Annotated in this window: 14 protein-coding genes; all 14 read left to right on the forward strand. The window is 46.0% G+C overall.

The window, feature by feature from the left end; genetic code table 11:
- Positions 1 to 28: 28 nt before the first annotated feature.
- The 14 genes from G5B43_RS04440 to G5B43_RS04505 all read left to right on the forward strand — a co-directional run bounded on the left by G5B43_RS04440 (position 29) and on the right by G5B43_RS04505 (position 21,583).
- Positions 29 to 949: a D-ribose ABC transporter substrate-binding protein gene (locus tag G5B43_RS04440; protein WP_206367237.1), complete on the forward strand. Its 921-nt coding sequence runs from the start codon at positions 29 to 31 to the stop codon at positions 947 to 949.
- Positions 936 to 1,592 carry a DUF2291 family protein gene (locus G5B43_RS04445; RefSeq protein ID WP_165293525.1) on the forward strand — a complete coding sequence of 219 codons (657 nt, stop codon included), beginning with the start codon at positions 936 to 938 and terminating at the stop codon, positions 1,590 to 1,592. Before G5B43_RS04440 ends, G5B43_RS04445 begins: the two co-directional genes overlap by 14 nt.
- 10 nt (positions 1,593 to 1,602) lie before the next feature.
- Positions 1,603 to 3,105 carry a sugar ABC transporter ATP-binding protein gene (locus tag G5B43_RS04450; RefSeq protein ID WP_165293526.1) on the forward strand — a complete coding sequence of 501 codons (1,503 nt, stop codon included), beginning with the start codon at positions 1,603 to 1,605 and terminating at the stop codon, positions 3,103 to 3,105.
- 10 nt (positions 3,106 to 3,115) lie between these two features.
- Positions 3,116 to 4,099 carry an ABC transporter permease gene (locus G5B43_RS04455; protein ID WP_165293527.1) on the forward strand — a complete coding sequence of 328 codons (984 nt, stop codon included), beginning with the start codon at positions 3,116 to 3,118 and terminating at the stop codon, positions 4,097 to 4,099.
- 1 nt (position 4,100) lies between these two features.
- Complete coding sequence (locus G5B43_RS04460) at positions 4,101 to 5,591, forward strand: FGGY family carbohydrate kinase (RefSeq protein ID WP_165293528.1); 1,491 nt, start codon at positions 4,101 to 4,103, stop codon at positions 5,589 to 5,591.
- 25 nt (positions 5,592 to 5,616) lie between these two features.
- Complete coding sequence (locus tag G5B43_RS04465; protein WP_240904749.1) at positions 5,617 to 6,279, forward strand: aspartate/glutamate racemase family protein; 663 nt, start codon at positions 5,617 to 5,619, stop codon at positions 6,277 to 6,279.
- 22 nt (positions 6,280 to 6,301) lie between these two features.
- Positions 6,302 to 7,627 carry a bile acid:sodium symporter family protein gene (locus G5B43_RS04470; RefSeq protein WP_165293530.1) on the forward strand — a complete coding sequence of 442 codons (1,326 nt, stop codon included), beginning with the start codon at positions 6,302 to 6,304 and terminating at the stop codon, positions 7,625 to 7,627.
- Positions 7,620 to 8,873 (forward strand): ribulose-bisphosphate carboxylase large subunit family protein, encoded by a 1,254-nt coding sequence (locus G5B43_RS04475; RefSeq protein WP_165293531.1) that lies wholly within the window; start codon positions 7,620 to 7,622, stop codon positions 8,871 to 8,873. Before G5B43_RS04470 ends, G5B43_RS04475 begins: the two co-directional genes overlap by 8 nt.
- Positions 8,874 to 8,883: 10 nt before the next feature.
- Positions 8,884 to 10,254 (forward strand): four-carbon acid sugar kinase family protein, encoded by a 1,371-nt coding sequence (locus tag G5B43_RS04480; RefSeq protein ID WP_165293532.1) that lies wholly within the window; start codon positions 8,884 to 8,886, stop codon positions 10,252 to 10,254.
- A gap of 135 nt (positions 10,255 to 10,389) precedes the next feature.
- Positions 10,390 to 13,131, forward strand: a complete 2,742-nt coding sequence (locus G5B43_RS04485) for a family 78 glycoside hydrolase catalytic domain (RefSeq protein ID WP_165293533.1) — start codon at positions 10,390 to 10,392, stop codon at positions 13,129 to 13,131.
- 7 nt (positions 13,132 to 13,138) lie between these two features.
- The gene (locus G5B43_RS04490; RefSeq protein WP_165293534.1) at positions 13,139 to 14,239 is read left to right on the forward strand and encodes a glycosylase; all 1,101 of its coding nucleotides are present in this window, start codon (positions 13,139 to 13,141) and stop codon (positions 14,237 to 14,239) included.
- A gap of 22 nt (positions 14,240 to 14,261) precedes the next feature.
- The gene (locus G5B43_RS04495; RefSeq protein ID WP_165293535.1) at positions 14,262 to 16,655 is read left to right on the forward strand and encodes a glycoside hydrolase family 2 TIM barrel-domain containing protein; all 2,394 of its coding nucleotides are present in this window, start codon (positions 14,262 to 14,264) and stop codon (positions 16,653 to 16,655) included.
- A gap of 49 nt (positions 16,656 to 16,704) precedes the next feature.
- A complete protein-coding gene (locus G5B43_RS04500) occupies positions 16,705 to 19,824 on the forward strand; it encodes a SusC/RagA family TonB-linked outer membrane protein (protein WP_165293536.1) in 3,120 nt (1,039 codons plus the stop codon).
- Positions 19,825 to 19,837: 13 nt separating this feature from the next.
- Entirely contained in the window at positions 19,838 to 21,583 is a 1,746-nt protein-coding gene (locus tag G5B43_RS04505; protein WP_165293537.1) for a RagB/SusD family nutrient uptake outer membrane protein, read from the forward strand.
- Positions 21,584 to 21,587 lie beyond the last annotated feature (4 nt).

Consider the following 21,587-nt stretch of genomic DNA (forward strand, 5'->3'; position numbering starts at 1 on the left):
TATGCGCATCGTAAACAGGTGTCTATGGATGGGAATACTGTTATCGCTATTGATCGCTTGCGGGCGTGGAGAAGCGGACAAAACGCAACAGAAGCAGATCGCTATTATTGTTTCCACACTGAATAACCCCTGGTTTGTATTCTTGGCCGAAACGGCTAGGGAAGAAGCGGAAAGCCGTGGCTATGTGGCACGGATTTTTGACTCACAAAATAACACGTCGCTTGAGTCGGATCATTTTGAAAATGCCGTCGCCTTGGGCTATGACGCGATTCTGCTGAATGCGACGGATTCGGATGGTTCTGTGGCGAATGCCCGAAAGGCCATGGAGGCGGGTATTCCCGTTTTCTGTATGGATAGAGAGTTAAACAACCCCGATGCAGCCACCTCACAGATCGTATCGGATAGCTATTCGGGCTGTGTGGAATTGGGCGGGCTCTTTGTCCGTTCACTTGGACAAAAGGGTAAATATGTAGAGCTGCTAGGTTTAGTGGGCGACAATAACACGTGGAACCGGTCGAAAGGATTCCATTATGTAGTCGATCATTTTCCGGAAATTAAGATGGTGGCACAACAAAGTGCCGATTTTGACCGAAATAAAGCGATGGAGGTACTGGAATCTATTTTGCAGGCGCATCCCGATGTGGATGCGGTGTTCTGCGGCAACGACGCGATGGCGATGGGCGCTTATCAAGCATTGGTGGCTGCGGGCAAAGATAAGCAGATCCAAGTGTTTGGATTTGATGGTTCGGAAGATGCGGTGGGCTCTATCCAGTCTGGTGGTCTGGCCGCTACCGTGATGCAGTTTCCTCAAAAAATTGCAGAAACGGCCGTTGCTTTCTCAGGAGAATATTTTGAAGGAAAAACCAGTTTCCCCCAAAAAACACTAGTCGATGTAGAATTGGTGACACCTGCTAACGTAAGTATATATTCGAGTTATGGTAAAGAATGATAAAGACATACAGCCTCAAAAACGTAAGGCACTTAAATATGGATTGATCGGATTGATTGCTTTTTTTTTAATCTATCATTCTTTTGATGTCGTGCCTCTGGATTCGCGGAGACATGACGATGATGAGGAGGATGTTGCCCAACGAGCAGATGCATACTTCTTACAAAGCTTGCCGGAGGTATTGGCAAATGCGCCCGAACCTTGCACCTTGCTGGCGGCGTTATCGCAAAAAGACCAAGATTGGGCAAGTTACGGAAAGCAGACCAATATCGGGAACCGCTATTACTTTCTTATCCGGGGCGAAGGTAGTGTACAGGAGATACAAGACAGTTATGTGCAAGTGGCTTTTGGTGAAGGCGAACAAGTTTGTTCTTTGCGCGTCGCAACTGTATATATTTTCGGAAACGAAATTCGAGATGCCTCGGGCAAACTGGCGCTAGAGGACGTGGGTGAATTGACGAAGTTTAATGCGATCTCCGAAAGGCTCAATAAAAGGGTTCGGGAGGAAATTATACCCGAATTTCTGGGAAAGGTACAAGTAGGTCAAAAAATACGCTTCGCAGGCGCCTTTGCCTTGAATCGCCGTCTTGGTGTCACGGATGATTTTGAAGTTATGCCTGTACAGTTGCAAATCGTGGATTAAGAAAAGAATCGTGGTCTCATTAAGAAATATAACAAAACAATTTAACGGTGTATATGCCCTTCGGGATGTAAACATCGAGTTCCCGTCCGGCAAGGTCATCGCGTTGGTGGGCGAGAACGGTGCTGGGAAATCGACTTTGATGAATATATTGAGCGGCGTGTATCCCGATTATGAAGGAGAATTGCTGTACAAGGGAGAAGCGGTACAGTTTCAAGGTCCGCGCGACGCGCAAGACCGAGGTATTACGATTATCCATCAGGAACTCAATCTAATTCCTTATCTCAGTGTGGTCGAGAATATTTTTTTAGGCAGAGAGCTGATGACTCCCTGGGGGGGATTGGATACCCCGAAGATGAAGAACGTCGCCAAAGAACTGCTTTCACGCCTAAAATTGGAACTTAATCTGGACGCACCTGTGTCACAATTGAAGGTGGGCGAATGCCAATTGATCGAAATTGCGAAAGCGCTGCTCGTAGAAAGTGATGTGGTGATTATGGATGAGCCTACGTCGGCCATAAGTGAATCGGAGGTATGCGCACTGTATGATATTATTGCCGATCTGAGAGCGTCGGGAAAAACGGTCGTTTATATATCGCACAAAATGAAGGAGTTGTTTGCACTGGCTGACGAATATGTCGTATTGCGCGACGGCCAGGTGGTGAAACAAGGAGCGATGGCAGAGGTGGATGAACAGCAGCTGGTCAATATGATGGTGGGCAGGGCACTGGCAGAGCGTGTAAAATGCCAAGATCGGATTACCGACGCGACGGTCTTGCAGGTGGATAACCTATCGCTTGTACATCCCGTAAAGGAGGGGCTACTGTTGGAAAACCTGTCTTTTGATCTTTGTAAAGGAGAAATAGTGGGTGTTTTCGGTTTGATGGGAGCCGGAAGGACGGAGCTATTGGAGACATTATTTGGACTGCGGGGAAAGCCGAGCTCGGGTAGCTTTTCTTTTGACCAGCAGGAGATGTCTTTTTTTACATCACCTAATCAAGCACTTCGATACGGGCTGGCACTGGTGCCTGAAGATCGAAAGGGTGATGGATTGGTGCTAGGCATGAATGTACGCGCTAACCTATCGCTTTCAGTGCTGTCGAGTCTGGAGAACTTAGGCGTGCTGGCGGATGTACAAGAAAAAGAACTTTGCCAGCAGTATGTGGAGCGTTTGCGTATCAAAACGGCCACGGATCAGCAGCATGTGGGTAACTTGAGCGGTGGAAACCAACAGAAAGTCGTGTTAGCCAAATACCTGGCCACAAAGCCTAAAGTATTGATGCTCGACGAGCCGACGCGCGGCATAGATGTCTACGCCAAACAAGAGATTTATGATTTGATACGGGAGCAGGCAGCTCTCGGGTTGGGCGTTATGGTGGTCTCCTCCGAATTACCAGAATTGTTTGCCATTGCCGATCGGATACTGGTCATGTGCGATGGCCGTATCACCAAACAGTTTAAGACGGAAGAAGCTACCGAAGAAACGATATTACAGGCAGCGTTGCCTGACCAATAAAGTATGATATATGAACATGAGTATTACATCCTATAAAAAACAGCTACAGCAACTACAACCCTTAATTGCGTTGTTTTTGTTGTGTCTGATTATCGCCATTTTTTCCGATCGTTTCTTGACAGTAACAAATCTCTGGAACGTGATGCGGCAAATATCGGTCAATATCTGTATCGCCGTAGGCATGACGTTGGTCATCATCTCGGCAGGTATAGATTTATCGGTAGGCTCGGTGCTTGCTTTCGCAGGAGCGGTTACGGCTTCTTTCCTAAGCAAGGGTGTGGAACTGCCTTTTTTCGACGTGTATGTAGGCTTCACAACCTTAGGGGCCATCTTGATGGGAATTGCCATGGGAGGGGCTTTAGGCTTGGTCAACGGTTGGGTGATTACCTATTTCAAAGTGCAACCCTTCGTGGCTACCTTGGCCATGTTGACGATTGCGCGCGGGCTCACCATGCTATGGACGCAAGGATACCCAATTAGTTCCCTTGGAGCGCCATTCGCCCATTTGGGTACCGGTTGGTTTTTAGGTGTGCCCATTCCGGTATGGATTGCCGCTATCGTTACCGTGCTTGCCGTTTTTGTGATGCGAAAGACCCGCTTTGGCCGCTATATCTATGCGATAGGGGGAAACGAGCGTGCTGCACGCCTATCGGGTATTAAGGTAAACCAGGTAAAAACGTTGGTTTATATGTTGGCGGGCATGCTAGCGGCTGTGGGGGGTATATTGGTGACCTCTCGTTTAGACTCGGCACAGCCAAATGCAGGGATGGGCTATGAGCTGGATGCGATTGCTGCTGTCGTGATAGGCGGTACATCCTTATCGGGCGGACGCGGTTTGATTATGGGGACGGTACTCGGTGCCGTGATTATAGGTGTGCTAAACAACGGCTTGGTGCTGTTGGGCGTTTCGCCTTTCTGGCAACAGGTGGTGAAAGGCATGGTGATTTTGATTGCGGTTATTATTGACCGTTCACAGCATAAAGAGAAAAAGTAACATGGGCAGCAAACCGTATATTTTAGCGATAGACCAAGGGACGAGCAGTACCAAAGCGCTGGCATTTGATGAATCGGGAAATGTGGTCGCCAAAGGAATGGCGAAGCTGGGCATTCGTTACGAGCAGCATTTCGTTGAACAATCTCCGGAAGAGATATACAGCAGTGTGCTGCAAGCAGTGGAAGCTTGCAGCAACGATATGGAACGGCAGGGTATACGACCTAACCAGATTGCTGGGGTGGGCTTAACCAACCAACGCGAAACCTTTGTGCTCTGGGATGCTGCAGGAGCGCTATTGTATAATGCCATATCGTGGCAGTGTAAGCGCTCATCGGCCATCTGTGACCGTTTAAAGGAAGCTGGTAAGGAAGATTTGGTAAAAGAGAAAACGGGCCTCCCTATAGATCCTTATTTTTCGGCTACGAAATTGATATGGCTGGTCGAAAATGTTCCGTCGATTGCAGCAGAACTGGCGCGAGGCAATGTGTTTTTTGGCACGATAGATACTTGGATACTGTATAAGTTGACGGCTGGAGAATGCTATATGACCGATCACACCAACGCGTCCCGGACGATGCTTTTCAATATTTACGAACTGACCTGGGACAATGAACTGTTGGGTGAGTTGGGTTTGCGCGGACTGAACCTACCGGAGGTACGCCCTTCGGCCTATGCATATGCACGGGCTACGTTTGAAGGTACGTTTACCGAGCCGTTGACAATCTGCGCTGTGGTCGGCGATTCGCAAGCAGCGGCGTTGGGGGCAGGTTGCTTTCAAAAAGGGGAGGCGAAAGCCACATTGGGTACAGGCAGTTCAATTATGATGGCAGTAGGTCAGGATTTGCGCCATAAAGGTCAGGATACGGTCGATGCGATCTATTATAGTACGGAGAAGGGAGTGGTTTATGCTGCTGAAGGGATTATTGTCTCCTGCGGTGCGACCCTCACGTGGATGAGAGACCAACTGGGGCTCTTTGCAGAAGAAGGAGCGTTGGAACAGCTGGCAAAAGATGTTCCTGCAAACCATGGCGTGACCGTCATACCAGCTTTTAGTGGGATGGGGACACCCTATTGGAAAAAGGACGCCAAAGCGACGATTACTGGCCTGACGTTCGCCAGCGATCGCTCGCATCTGATTCGCGCAGCATTAGAATCAGTATGTTTCCAGATAAAGGATGTGATCACGGCGACAGAAACCGAACATCAACTAACGTTATCTCAGTTGCACGTGAATGGAGGTATGTCCGAAAATGCATTTGTTGTACAGTTTCTGGCGAATGTGTTAAACAAGCCCGTGCTATGTAGCGCCATGCCGGACGCATCAGCGCTAGGATGTGCACGTTTGGCGGCAGCAACGCTGCAGCAGGCTTCATTGGAAACACTACTGCCGCAGCATCATGTAGCAGTCCAACAGTATCACCCTAACGCAGACAGGGAAGCGGTACAATCAAGCTATCATAACTGGCTTAAGCACATCGATCGCATGCTTTAAATATAATAAAAATAATAAAATGAATATGAAGAAAGTAGGACTTATACATACCTCGGCAACACTCGTTCCGGTATTTCAACAGTTATTCGGTGAGAAATCCGTGCAAGCAGAAGTTTTTAATATTGTGGATGATAGTCTAATCAAAGACGTGATTCAGAAAGGACGGTTGGAAGATAACACAGCACAACGTGTTATAAACTATGTGACATCCGCAGAACAAGCTGGTGCCGATCTGATTATGGTAACCTGCTCATCCATTGGCCGGGCCGTAGAACAGGCCGCAGAAAAGGCAGGTGTACCGGTGCTTCGTGTAGATCAACCTATGGCAGACCGTGCTGTTGCAGCGGGAAAACGGATTGGTGTGGTTGCCACATTGCCCACCACCTTGGAGCCGACCGGTGATCTCGTTTTGCGCCGGGCGCAAAAAGCCGGAAAAGATGTGGAGTTGGTTAGCCGATTATGTGAAGGTGCTTTTGAAGCCCTTATGGAGGGAGATGCGACGAAACATGATGAAATGGTGAAACAGGCGCTTCAAGAATTGTCTGAACAAGTTGATGTGATTTTGTTGGCGCAGGCCTCGATGGCACGTGTTGTCAGTCAAATGCCAGAAAGCGATCGTAAGGTACCCATCTTAAGCAGCCCTGGGATCGCTGTGGATCATGTAGCTGAACTATGCCAAACGCCATAATAAAATCATAAATCGAGACGCTATGGGCAAATGGAAACTATACAGTTTATACTTAGCAGCTATTGCTTTTGTAATCGCCGGTATAGGACTTTTCGTAGACGCATTTCCGTACTTCCGCCAGTCATTATTGGCAGGAAGTATTTTAGGCGCATTGGGTTTGGGAGCTTTTGAGAAAACCAAAGGCTATCAGTATACGATGTGGATTGTCGTGGCAGTAGTTGCCGGTATGACTTTTCCTGAACGTATTCTGCATGTCGGGGAGTTTGATATGCGGAATAAGTGGCTTATCCTCGTGGTTATCCAGCTGGTGATGTTTGGCATGGGTATACAGATGAAAGTACAGGATTTTACGCGGATCGGGGCTTCTGGCAAAGGGGTGGCTATTGGATTGGCTACCCAATTTACGATTATGCCCTTGGTTGGTTTTTTGCTGACAAAGGTGTTCGGTTTCGAAGCGGAAATAGCAGCAGGCGTCATTTTGATCGGTTGTTGTTCCAGCGGACTGGCCTCGAATGTGATGGCCTATATCGCGAGGGCTAACTTGGTGTTGTCGGTAACCGTAACGGCACTAACTACCATCGTGGCACCTATTATGACGCCTTTCATGATGAAGGTGTATGCGGGCACGATGGTGGAAGTGAGCTTTATGGAGATGGCTATGGAAATTGTTAAGATTATGATCGTACCCATTGGAGCAGGTCTGCTACACGATTACCTCAAAACCGCTCCTCGTGCGACCTATCAACTATTAGGGCGACTGTCTGCCGCTATCGTATTCTTGTTACTGATCGTAGTCGGCGGGTTTTGGTCGACTTTTACCAGCTCGTTTACATCCGGAACCAAGACGATTGTAGAAGGGTGCTTTTTTATACTGGGGGCGATACCGGTAGGTTTCGGCTATCATCTATTAACAAAACGATTTCCATCGTTGGATAAGCGCATGCCCTATTTTTCGATGTTTGGAATCATATATTTTACCGCAGTAACCACGGCTGCTGGTCAGCAATATTTACTCGAGATAGGGGCGGTGTTGTTTTTCGCTGCGGTCATCCATAATGGAGCGGGATATTTCTTTGGGTATTGGTTTAGTAAATTGTTTGGCTTGAATGAATATTCCGCCCGTGCCATGGCTTTAGAGATTGGTTTGCAGAATGGTGGGATGGCGAGTGGCTTGGCGGGCAGTATGGGGAAATTGGGCACCGTAGGCTTAGCTGCAGCTGTGTTTAGTCCTTGGATGAATATATCGGGATCCATATTGGCGAATTATTGGAGAAGAAAACAAGAAAGAGAAGATCGGTTGAATAAACAAACTGTTGAAGAACATAGAATTAAGGAAGAGCATGGATAGAATTGAAGCGACTTATTATGTAGAAACACCATATCCGTTGGCCGACGCGGCGGCGGTGATGGCCGGGGAGCAATCATCGGGTACATTTGTAGCCATACCGGGCGAAACAGAAGAATTAAAAATGCAATATGCCGCACGTGTGGAGCACATTGAGGCGTTAGAAACGGTGGCAGAATCGTCGCTATCGGGCGAACAGCTGCATTTTGAAAAATACCATCGGGGTAGGGTGACTATCTCTTGGTCGCTCGCGAATTTTGGACAAAACCTGCCGGTTCTTTGCTCCACCCTCATGGGAAATTTATACGAGCTGCGTCAGTTTACCGGTATTAAGCTGATCGATATTCAACTGCCGGATAGCTATACGACGCATTTCCGCGGGCCAAAATTCGGTATTGAAGGAACCGCGAAATTGATTTCATCTCAGGCGAAAACACCGTTGGTGGGAACGATTATCAAACCTAGTGTGGGCTTAACGATCGAGGATACAGCGGATTTGGTACGGCGGTTGGCAGAAGCCGGAATTGATTTTATTAAGGATGACGAGCTTATGGGATCGGCACAGAACTCTCCCTTTGAAAAGCGTGTGGATGCGATTATGGCGGTATTGAATAGATATCAGGATAAAACGGGGAAAAAGGTGATGTATGCGTTCAATATCAGTGATGAAATGGATAATATGCTCCGTCATTATGAGCACGTGGCCAACGCAGGCGGAAGCTGTGCAATGATCAGCTTGTATAGCGTGGGACTGACGGCTGTAAAGCGTATAGCCGATATCGGGCAGCTCACTATCCATGGGCATCGTAATGGTTGGGGAATGTTAAACCGACACCCTTTATTAGGTGTTACATTTTCTGCTTATCAGAAATTATGGCGACTGGCGGGTGTCGATCAATTGCACGTGAACGGTATCCGCAATAAATTCTGGGAATCTGACGAATCGGTCGTGAGTTCTATAAAAGCCTGTTTGACACCGATGGAAGGAGTACGGCCCGCTCTACCAGTACTTTCTTCCGGGCAATGGGGCGGTCAGGCCATCGATACATTTAAGTTGACGCGGGCGACCGATTATTTATATCTTGCTGGTGGTGGAATTATGGCACATCCCGGAGGGATCAGCGGAGGCGTAAATGGAATTAAACAGGCATGGGAAGCAGCCGTTTCGGGATTGACATTGGAAGAAGCAATGCAAAAGTATCCGGCTGTAAAACAGGCTGTAGAGAAATTTGGGGGAACCAAATCGTAAGGAAGAAATCATGGCGTACCACATAGCTTTTATTGGAGATGATTTTACAGGCTCGACCGATGCCATGGAGACGTTGGAAGAGATGGGACTATCCACGATTTTGTTTACAGACGTTCCAACCATAGCGCAGTTGCAGGCCTTTGGCGATAAGCAGGCTATAGGTATAGCAGGTATGACCCGTACACTGCCGACCGATGAAATCGAAGGACAATTGAAAAAAGTATTCGATTTGTTTTCGACGATGCACGTAAAGCATATTCATTATAAGGTTTGTTCCACCTTCGACTCCTCCCCGACAGTGGGCAGCATAGGAAAAGCGATCGATGTAGGTGCTACGGCATTTTCAGCACAGCTTATTCCACTGGTGGTAGGGGCACCCTACCTCGGCCGGTTCTGCGCGTTTGGAAATCTATTTGCACGGATGGGCACCGGGTCTGAAGGGGAAGTATTTCGGTTGGACAGGCATCCGAGTATGGCGAAACATCCAGTTACTCCGGCAGAGGAAAGTGATCTTCGGCGCCATTTAGCACAGCAAACACCTAAAAAAATCGGTCTGGTGGATGTCACGCAATTGGACCGCTCAGATGCTAGGGATATTATGCGCGAGATCGAAGGAGAACAGGCAGAGGTTCTTCTATTTGATGTCCTGACCGAACAGCATTTAGAACGAATTGGCGAGGTCTTGGACGGTCTTTCTATCCAGCACCAGCCGCTTTTTTCCGTCGGCTCGTCGGCTGTATCGAAGGCTTTATGCGCGGCATGGAAAAAGACAGGTACTTTGTCGCCTCGAACAGAATGGCCTTCCATTAAACCGGTGAACCCTTTGTTAGTGCTCTCGGGAAGCGGATCGGTCGTGACGGGAAAGCAGATTGATCACGCTATAGAAAATGGATTTAAGGGGGTGGCTATTGATGGCGAAGCCTTCGCAACAAGTCCAGATCAATACAACCAGTCTACCGTGGCCGCGGAAGTACTGCGATATTTGCGGGAAGGGAAAAGTGTCGTTGTCCATACCAGTATTGGTCCTGACGATCCGCGTATGGCTAAGGTTCGTCATATCTTGGAGCAACGTGGCCTAAGTGCGCAGGAAACCAACGCTTATACGGCCACACTATATGGAAAACTGTTGGCGCAGATCGCAGACCTTGTGGCACAGTCGTTCGCACTAGAACGGCTCGTGATTGCGGGAGGAGATACGTCCAGTCTGTTTGCACGGCATTTAGGCATTGAGGCTGTCGAAATGGTGGCTCCGGTGGTGCCCGGAGCACCGCTTTGCTACATACATGCCCAAAAGCCGCATATCGATGGTATGACAATTAATTTTAAGGGGGGGCAGGTCGGTGGTCTGGATTATTTTTTACGGATGGAAAGAGGAGGCTGACGTTATGTAACAAACAGGACGCTACAGGACGGCGAATTATTCGCCTTTTAATACTTTCACCAGAATCTGACGTTTATTTTCCTCGTATTCGGAAAGTGTGATAAGATGATATAAATAAATGAAAATTTTATATACATGAAGGGGCTTAAAATTTATCGGCTTGTATTTTGTTGCGTATTTGTTACGTCTATTCTAGTCGGATTATCGGGCTGTTCCGCCGTAGAAAAATTACGTATTGAAAAGGTCTTGATCGAAGGCCGGGAAAATCCGTTGGGAATAAATACGCTGATCCCCTCCTTTAGTTGGAAACTCCGGAGCGAAGGTCACCATGTTGTGCAGACGGCGTATAGAATCACTGTTAGCACCAATGCAGATTTATCAAAACAACAAGATCTTCTGTGGGATTCGGATTGGGTGTCTACGGATGAATCTTTATATAACGTTTATCAAGGACAAGATCTTCAAGCAGGGACAACTTATTATGCACGCGTAGAAGTAAAAGATAATCAAGGCAATCTCGCGGAGAGTATTGTACAAAGTTTTCATACAGGTCTGTTGGCCGAAGCAGATTGGGATGACGCACAATGGATTGCCAAAGAGGAGCTTCCCGACTCTTTAGTGAATCCGTTGCCCTTAAGCTCGAGTAAACTCCGTATCGATAAAAATTATGAACTACCGGTATTTCGAAAGAATCTGGAAACTCCAAAAAAAGTGGTATCCTCTATCGGTTACATTTCCGGATTAGGGCATTACGAGCTCTTGCTTAACGGTCAACCGGTAGACAGCGCGGTGCTACAACCAGGTTGGACAAAATACGATAAAGAAGCGTATTATGTGGTGTACGACTTAACCGAGCATTGGCATAAAGGGAAGAATACAATCGGTGTCATGCTCGGTAATGGATTTTATTACATACCACCGATTAGCGGAAGGTTTCAGAAACACAAAGTGGCTTTTGGACTACCGAAAATGAAAATGAAAATCGTGAACAAGTATGCGGATGGTACGCAGGAAACGATCGTGAGCGATGAGAGCTGGAAAGTACATCGATCGCCGATTACGTTTTCCAGCATGTACGGTGGAGAAGATTATGATGAGCAGGTGTTGCCTACTTCTTGGAGTGCATCCGATTTCGACGATACGGCATGGGATAACGTTTTGATAGTCGATGGTCCACCGCTACGTGCGCAGGAGGCTGAGCCGGTTCGAATCATGGAACACTTTTCTTCAAAATCGGTAAAAAATATCGCTAAGAATACGAATGTGTACGATTTTGGTCAGAATGCATCCGGTATTGTGCATGTTACAATGAAAGGCCACCGAGGTGATACCGTTCGGATCTATCCGGCAGAACTGCTTACGGATAAAGGCCGGGCAAACCAAAAGCATTCAGGCAGTCCGTACTATTACCAATATATTTTTGCTCACGATGGAGAAGTAAGCTGGCGTCCGCGATTTACCTATTATGGCTTTCGTTACGCCGAAGTACGCTCCATGCCTGCTGGGGAGCAGGATGTCGAAATACAGGAAATCACCGCCGAACATATTCGGAACGGCGCGCGTCAGATCGGAAGTTTCCAGTCATCAGATACCCTGTTTAATCAGATCCATACACTGATCAATTGGGGAATAAAAAGTAACATGGTGAGTGTGTTTACGGATTGTCCCCATAGGGAAAAACTAGGCTGGCTGGAACAACTGCATCTTATGGGACCTTCTGTTCAATATAATTTTGATGTGGAGCGCTTGTTTGCCAAATCACTCAGCGACATGCGGCAATCCCAGACGAAAGAAGGCTTAGTGCCGGAGACGGCGCCAGAATATGTACATTTTGATTGGGGAGGCGACGTTTTTCGCGATTCCCCGGAATGGGGATCGAGTTCGATTTTGCTGGCTTGGTACGCTTATCAATGGTACGGCAATAAAGCGCTTTTAGTCGATAATTATGAGATGATGAAAAAGTATATGCATTATCTCCAAGGGAAAGCAAAAGAAAATGTACTTTACCACGGACTGGGTGATTGGTACGATTTGGGACCGGAACGACCGGGTTTTTCCCAGTTAACGACACCCGGTATTACGGCGACGGCCATCTACTATTATAACCTGAAAACGATGAGTCAAATTGCGGACCTGTTGGAAGACAGCGCTTACAAAATTTACGCTGATTCGCTGCAGCAGGAAGTATATCATGCCTTCAATGATACATTTTACAACGCGCACACCGGTATATATGGCTCGGGCAGTCAAACGGCGTTAGCGATGCCATTATACGTGGGACTGGTTGATGAATCAAACAAGGGCAAAGTATTAGCGAACCTGATCAAGGATATTGTAGATAGAGATACGAGCTTTACCGCGGGAGATATCGGGCATCGTTATCTCTTGCAGGTGTTACAGCAGGCAGGACGTGATGATTTGATCTATGCCATGCATAAAGACGATACTCGACCGGGATATGGCTACCAGATTCGCCAAGGGGCTACAGCACTGACCGAATCCTGGGCTGCTTTACCCACTGTTTCGAATAATCACTTTATGTTAGGACACCTTATGGAATGGTTCCATACAAGGCTAGGTGGTCTCGGGCAGGAAGAAGGATCTATTGCTTATAAGCATATACGCATAGCCCCTAAATTGCTTGACGTCGTGAAACAAAGAGCGGTAACTTACGAAAGCCCCTATGGGATGGTGAAGTTCGAACGGAAGGAAGACGGTTTCCACGTTGAGATCCCTGTAAATAGTAGGTGTACAATAGTACTTCCGGCATCTTCAGATTATCAAATCAATGGAGAGAAATTGGGTGTTTATGAACATCGGTTGACAGATGCAGGTACGGAAATTCAGTTGGGTTCAGGTATATATGATATTAAATAATAAGGTAATGAAAAGAATAGGGCTATTGCTGTGTTTATTGTGGGTTGGAAAGATGGGGATCGCGCAACAGACGGGTGTGTCCGAAGCAGAAATGGAACGGATCTATCAAGAAGTAAAAACACCCTATAAATATGGGCTGGTATTGACACCGGATAAAAAGGGGGATTTGATGGACTGCCCAAGTATATACCGCATGGGAAAGAAATGGTACATGAGTTATCTCGTTTTTGATGGGGAAGGCTACGAGACTTGGTTGGCCGAGAGTACAGATCTTTTGAACTGGATGACCTTAGGTAAGCAAATGTCAAAAGAAAACAGTGATAAGTGGGACAGTAAACAACGTGCGGGATACAATGCCCTCGTAGACACCAAATGGGAGGGGAGTTATAAACTCCATACCTATAAGGGAAAGTATTGGATGTCTTATTTTGGGGGAGCATCGGTGGGATACGAACCAGAGCCTTTAGCGATCGGTATGGCTTATACGACCGAGAAGCCATCTAGGCCAATGGAATGGCAGCGATTGGAGAACCCTGTTCTAACGAGCGATGATGCAGATGTACGTTGGTGGGAAAACCGCCATAAGCTGTTTAAGAGCTATGTGATAGAAGATAAAGACAGAAATACCGGACACCGTTTTATTATGTATTACAATGCTGTGGGCGATTCCCTAGAAAATAATAAGCCTACACGTTGGTACGAACGGATCGGTATGGCCGTTTCAGATGATATGCAAAACTGGAAACGCTATTTAAAAGATCCGGTGGTGCATCACCCTGTAGGGATTACGGGAGATCCGATGATCCAGCGGATCAATAATACCTGGGTCATGTTTTATTTTGGAGCATTCTGGAAGGGTCGGGAAGGTGCATTCAACAGATTTGCTGCATCTAAAGACTTGATTCATTGGACGGATTGGCAGGGCGATAATCTGGTCGAGTCTACGGAAGACTTCGATGATCAATATGCACATAAATCCTTTGTCATCAAGCATAAGGGAACTGTTTACCATTATTATTGTGCAGTTGATAAAAATGGAAATCGGGGCATAGCCTTGGCTACCTCACAAGATAAAGGGAAAAGTAAAGTAAAGTTTAAGTCGGAATAAGTAAAATCTCATAACCATAGTCATGTTTAATAAGTTAGTGTCCTTTCTAGTTTTGTTCGTTACGGCGCTTTCCGGCATTGCACAGCCAAGGGAAGCAATTGATTTTAACGGAGGTTGGTCTTTTACGTTAGACGATGATTTGCAGTTTCGTCGAACAGATTTTTCTGCGGTAAACTGGAAAAAGGTTACGTTGCCGCACGATTGGAGCATTGGTTTCGATTTCGGAGAAGAATACCCGGCCGGAAATGCCGGCGGCGCACTTCCAGGAGGAGTGGGTTGGTATAGAAAAACCTTTTCATTAGCAGAAGAGGATAAAGGAAACCATTATACGCTACATTTTGGTGGCGTGTACCGCTATGCGGAGGTTTGGATTAATGGAAAGTATTTAGGTAAAAATATAAACGGATACCTCTCTTTTGAGCATGACCTAACACCGCACTTGCGCTATGGAAACGAAGAGAACGTCATTGCAGTACGTGTAGACAACAGTTTGCAGCCGAACTCTCGTTGGTATACGGGTTCGGGTATTTATAGGGATGTGCGATTGGAGAAGCGTTCGCCGATTCACATGTTGCGCGCAGAAACCTTTATCACGACACCGGAAGTGTCAGCCGATAAAAGTACGCTGCGTGTGCAGACAGCGCTTAACCACGCCATGTCTGGTAAGGCTGGCAAACTGCAGTTAAAATTGCAGGATAAAAATAAGAAATCTATTGCGGAACAGACTTTGGCTTTTTCGGGCAGCCAGTTCGAAGAGGAGTTGTCATTAGGCCGTATTGCCCTGTGGTCGCCCGAGAGTCCGACTTTGTATGATTTGAACATTAGTTTATTGGATGATAGCGGTAAAATACTCGACGAATTGACTTATCAGGTGGGCTTCCGCTACTTTCATTTCGATGAACGGAACGGATTTTCATTAAATGGCGACCCGTTTAAGTTACTCGGTGTCTGTTTGCACCATGATTTAGGTGCGCTAGGAGCAGTATTCAACAAATCAGCAGCTAAAAGGCAGCTATTGATGATGAAAGATATGGGCGTGAACGCGATTCGGACGGCTCATAATCCACCTGCAGAAGAATTCCTCGATCTGTGTGATGAGTTAGGCTTCCTCGTGCAAAACGAGGCGTATGATATGTGGGCAAAACGCAAAAATAAATTTGACTATCATATTGATTTTCAGGAACACCATATCGATGATCTCATTCGATTTGTGAAACGCGATCGCAATCATCCATCTGTTTTTATGTGGAGTATAGGAAATGAGATCCGTGAACAATTTGATGATACCGGCATAGCATTTACGAAGAATATGACGGAAGTGGTGAAGAAATTGGATCCCACTCGTCCGGTGACGGCAGCATTGACGGAAACGAATTACGAGAAAAACTTTATTGCACAGGCACAAGTGTTGGACGTACTGGGCTTCAATTATAAAATTTTTGACTATGATAAGTTGCCCACCGAATTTAAAGGTGTGCCGCTGATTGCGTCCGAGACGACGTCGGCATTACAAACCAGGGGTGTTTATGATAATGTACACGATACTATTCAACTCTGGCCGGCATCAAGCAAAGACAAATTTGTAACGAATGGCAATCCTGATTTTACCGTGTCTGCCTATGATAATGTCGCAGCCTATTGGGGAACAACCCATGAACGGGCTTGGATAGAAGTTAAGAAGCGGAATTTCTTAGGGGGTATTTTCGTGTGGACGGGCTTTGACTATCTTGGCGAACCGGTGCCTTATCCGTATCCTGCACGTAGCTCATACTATGGTATCGTAGATTTGGCAGGGCTTCCGAAAGATGTGTATTATATGTATCAATCGGAATGGACAGATAAGGACGTTTTGCACCTTTTGCCGCATTGGAATTGGAAAGAAGGCGAGCAAGTGGAGGTATGGTGTTATTACAACAACGCCGACGAAGTCGAACTATTTCTGAACGGGCGTAGCCTCGGACGCCAATCAAAAACCGATGAGCAGTTGCATGCGATGTGGAAGGTGCCGTTTGAAGCGGGCGAATTGAAAGCGGTGAAAATAAAGGATGGCGCAGCCGTACAAGAAGTGGTAAAGAAGACTGCCGGTAAACCGGTGGATATCGTCGTTGATGTGGAACACGACCGCTATGCCGTTGATGGATTGACAGACCTGCATTATATCACGGTTTCTCTGGTTGATGAAAAGGGCACGGTCGTACCGAATAACGATGTCGAATTATCGTTTATTCCCCAAGATAATATAACAATAGTCGGTACTGACAACGGCTATCAGGCAGATCTTCATTCTTTGAGTAGTGCAAAACGTAATACCTATAAAGGGCTGGCCGTAGGGATAGCCCAAAAGCATCATCAAGAAAAAGAAGCAAAATTAATCATCAAATCAAACACAATGGAAAAAGAAATACGGATAAAATAATCCGTTTTTTGAGCTAACCCAAAAATCATTTAAGAAAAATCTAATCAAGATGAAAACCCAAAGTCTCACACCAGAAAAACGGCGACTAGGCAAGAGCCTGGTCGTCGTAGCGCTTATGTTGCTGTTGAGCATCATGCTGCTGCCCGTTCAACAAGCCTTTTCGGCTGTCCAACCCCAATATCAAGTAACGGGACTGGTGCTGGATGAGGCAGGTCAGCCATTAGAAGGCGTCACGGTATCGCTGACAAATTCTACGGTAAGCACATTAACCGATCAAGATGGTGCCTTTTCTATCCGCTTGGTTGCCTCTACGGGCAGCTTGCTATTTACTGCGGTGGGTTATTTGGATTACGCCTTAGAAGTGAAAGCGGATGACAATGTAAACGTTTCACTAACACCGGACGACCGGCAATTAGATGAAGTCGTCGTAATCGGATATGGAACGGTGCGAAAGCGTGATCTGACCGGATCTGTCACGTCAGTTAAAGCAGAAGATATCGTCCGTTCCCCCGCCCATAACCCTTTAGAGGCTATCCAGGGACAGGTACCGGGATTGGATATTACTCGGAATTCGGGAAGCGCGACTTCGGGCGTGAATATGAATATCCGCGGAAAAAGATCGTTATCTACCGCGGAAGATGAATATGGGAATGCTATCGCGAACAATCCCCTGGTTATTATCGACGGTATGCAGGGTGGTAACATCAGCGATATCCATCCACAGGACATTGAATCAATTGACGTGTTGAAAGATGCTTCGTCAACGGCTATTTATGGCTCGCAGGGCGCAAACGGAGTTATTATTGTAACCACGAAACGAGGAAAAAGCGGAGCGCCGAGAATTAACTTTAATACCTATGTCGGGGTTAATGGATGGGCACAATACCCTGAAATGATGACAGGTGACAACTATGTCCAGCTACGACGGGAAGCGGCGAAAGCGGCCGGACAGTGGGAGGATCTTGATGATGATCAGACGTTGTTTACCGCTGGGGAATGGACTGCATTGCAAAACAATCAGTGGGTCAACTGGAAAGATGAAGTTTTTAAAAACGGTATCGTACAGAATCATCAGTTATCTATCAGTGGTGGAACAGACAATACAACCGCTTTGTTATCCGGAGGATATTATCGGGAGTTGGGTTCATTGAAGAATGACGCATTAGATAAATTTAACCTGCGATTGAATGTAGATCAGAATATCGGAAGTTTTATAAAAGTAGGAACATCTAGCCAAGTAACACACTACGACGGTAGCAATCGGGCGGATAATGTGCTTTGGCGGGCAACGACCAATGTGCCGCTGGGTCTACCCTACGACGACGAAGGAAACGTGATCTTATGGCCTGTAGGACGCGAAGGAAAAGTAAGTCCACTTGCGGACGAAGCGAACGAATACACGGCACAACATCGAATTGCAAATACGAACCTTATTACCAATGGTTTTGCAGAAATAAAACCTTTCGACGGCTTTTCGTTTCGTTCTAATTTAGGGGTAAATTTGTTCTATAATAAAAACAATGACTTTGCTAGTGAGAGCTCGATTGACCGTGCTGGAGAATTCCCGGATTCCAAAGCGTCCATTTTGAATACGAATAAATCATTTCTTACGTGGGATAATATTATCAATTATACCTTCGATGTAGAGAAGCATAACTTTACACTTACGGCTCTTTCCTCCTGGACACAGTCAAAATTTAATTCGTCCTATATGGAAGGAACTGGTCAGCTAGTTGCTGAACAGTTGTGGCATAACATTGGCGCAAACGAAAAAGAGTCCTATGTGATTCGATCGAGCTATATACAAAACCAAACGATGTCATATGCTTTCCGTGCTAATTACTCGTATCAAGGTAAATACTTATTAACTGTATCCAATCGTTGGGACGGAGCGTCTCGCCTTTCCGTTGACAAGAAATGGGCGATGTTCCCGTCGGTAGCAGCCGCGTGGCGTGTCAGTGATGAAAATTGGTTTACGGTACCTAAAGTGGACGATTTCAAAATTCGCTTGAGTTACGGGCAGACAGGTAATTCAGGGATTAGTCCCTATGGCACCCAATCAGGGCTGACAGCCTTTACTAATGCCGGTTTTCAAGATCAGGGATTTACCTATTATACATACAATACATTAATTGGAAACCGTGATTTGGGATGGGAGCGTTCGGCATCTTGGAACCTTGGGGCGGACCTCCGGCTATTTGCTAATCGGATCAACCTCGTTGTTGACTTATATAATACGAAGACAACGGATATCTTATTACCGAGAACGTTACCTACTTCTATGGGCTCTGGCAACAATACACCTTTCCAGATTTATCAAAATATTGGTAGTTCCCAAAACCGAGGTATTGAAGTTGTGTTGAACACCCGGAACATCGATAAGGCTTTCAAATGGAACACGGATTTCACCTTCGGTGCGAACAAGGAAAAGATTTTGGATTTGATTGATGGCCGTGATATTATCGGTGCAACCACACGCGAATCGGAAAGTTTGTTAATCGGTAGACCGCTAAAATCTTTTTATACCTTCAAGCGCCTTGGTATTTGGCAGCTTGATGAGGCAGAAGAGGCGGCAACGTATTTTAAAGACGCCGACAAAACGCAACCTTTTGTACCCGGAGATATTAAACTTGCCGACCTCAATGGGGATAATATCATTGATGACGAAAATGATGTGACGTATATCGGAACAACATCTCCTCGTTGGACGCTAGGTTTTAATAATAGCTTCTCTTATAAAAACTTCGACCTCAATATATATGCGATTGCAAGGTGGGGACAGATGATGGAATATGATTTTACAGCGTCTTATGATCCGCAAGGAAAAGGAAATCACCCAGCTTATTTGGATTACTGGACAGAAGAAAACCCATCGAATGATTTTCCTCGGCCAAGTCTGACCAATTTCTATAATTACCTCGGATACCAGACATATAATACAGTAGACGGCTCTTATATTAAATTGAAAACGGTTACGCTAGGCTACCGTTTGCCCAAAGCCTTTACGGAAAGGGCAGGTCTGAACGGTGCGAGGCTTTATCTGAGCGGGAATAACCTGTTTTCCTGGGCTAGAAGCCCACTCGTTCAAAATTACGATGCAGAACGGGGCGGTTCGGCTAAGAGCCCATTGTTGCGTCAGTTTGTATTTGGTATCAATCTGGATTTATAAGGAGGAATTTGTCATGAGAACATTATATAAATATATTATAGGAATAGGGTTAGCGGGCATCTTAGGGGGATGTAGTTTAGAGGAACATAATCCTGGAGGAGCTACAGCCGATGTTGTTTTTTCAACGGAAAACGGAATCAATGCTTTGGTAAATTCGGCGTATGTGAACTTCGCTTCACAGTTTTACGGACGCGAAGATATCTTGATGCTGACGGAAGGTGGAACGGATCTTTGGATTAACATTGCCAATTCAGGCTATGGTAGGCAGATGACTAAATACGATGGACTGGTTGCCACAACGGGACAAATGCGGAATACTTGGAACAGATTATACGAAATTGTCAATTATTGTAATGCCGGTTTAGAGCGTATTGTTGAAGTCCCATTTACCGATGAAAACGAAAAGAATGCCCGTATCGGCGAGTTATCGTTTCTAAGAGCATATGCTTATTGGCATCTGGTCGAACAATTTGGTGATATCGACTTACGTACCGAAGAAACTAAAACAGCTGTTCTGACGGCGAATAGATCGCCAATTTCTGCGTTTTATGATTTGATGCTGAGTGATTTGGATATCGCCATAGCGAATTTGCCTGTCACGCCCATTCCGGCAACTGATCAGGGACGTGCCACAAAAAAAGCAGCCTATGGATTAAAAGCTCGTGTGGCAATAACCAGAGTGGCTTACGAATCGTCTGCATCCGAAAAAGACAAATATTATAAAATGGCATCGGAGGCGGCACAATATGTGATCAACAACCAAGCGGAGTTACAGGTGAGCTTATATGACACGCCGGAAGAGGTGTTTCGTCCTGCAAATAATAAAAATAATAAAGAAGCGATGTTTTTTATTACCCATTCTACCATCAATTCGCTAAATCCACAACCGAACAATCCCAACCGTCTTCATATTTGGTTCAAGGCAAAATATTCTGCAAAAGCGGGTATGGTCGTGGATTTGCCGTATGGAGCGGATCGTAATTCAAAATCGGGGAGTATGTGTTTTATGCCAACAAGACATTTGTTGGAACTTTACGATGAAGAAATGGACAGACGATACAGCGATTGGTTTCGGGAGGAATACTACTTGAATGTCAATAGCTATGCCTGGACAGCAGATGACTTAGCCGCTTTTGAGAAGCCGGAAAGTATGAAAGGGACGGTTTTGAACAGAGGAGATCTAGCACTTTTGTTCACAAAGAAAAAAATAACGGGAGAAAAAAGAGATCTTCCCTACGCCTTAGTGGATATTGATGATACCTATGATGGTGACCGTGTATCCACAAATGCCCGTTTTAATGTGCACTTTCCGGCATTGATGAAACATGATGACCCGGATTTACCGGAAGCTAATTCGCAAGCAGGCTCTAAAGATGTCATCGTCATGCGATTGGCTGAAATGTACCTGATTGCCGCAGAAGCAGAAACATTAATGAGTGGTGGAAACAAAGCATTAGCAAAAGATTTGGTGAATGTATTGCGTGAAAGAGCAGCCGTACCTGGCAAAGAAAACGATATGCTGATAACAGAAAGTGATTTGGATATTGATTTCTTACTCGAAGAACGTGGTAGGGAGTTGTGTGGAGAACATATCAGATGGTTTGATTTAAAACGGACGGGTAAATTGTATAGCTATGTACAAGCGTACAATAAGGATATTACCACAATGCAGCCCTATCACGTGAACAGACCTATTCCGCAACAGTTTTTAGACGTGATTACCAATCCGCAGGAATTTGGACAAAATGATGGATATTAACGGG

Source organism: Sphingobacterium sp. SGR-19, from assembly GCF_011043555.1.
GTDB lineage: Bacteria > Bacteroidota > Bacteroidia > Sphingobacteriales > Sphingobacteriaceae > Sphingobacterium.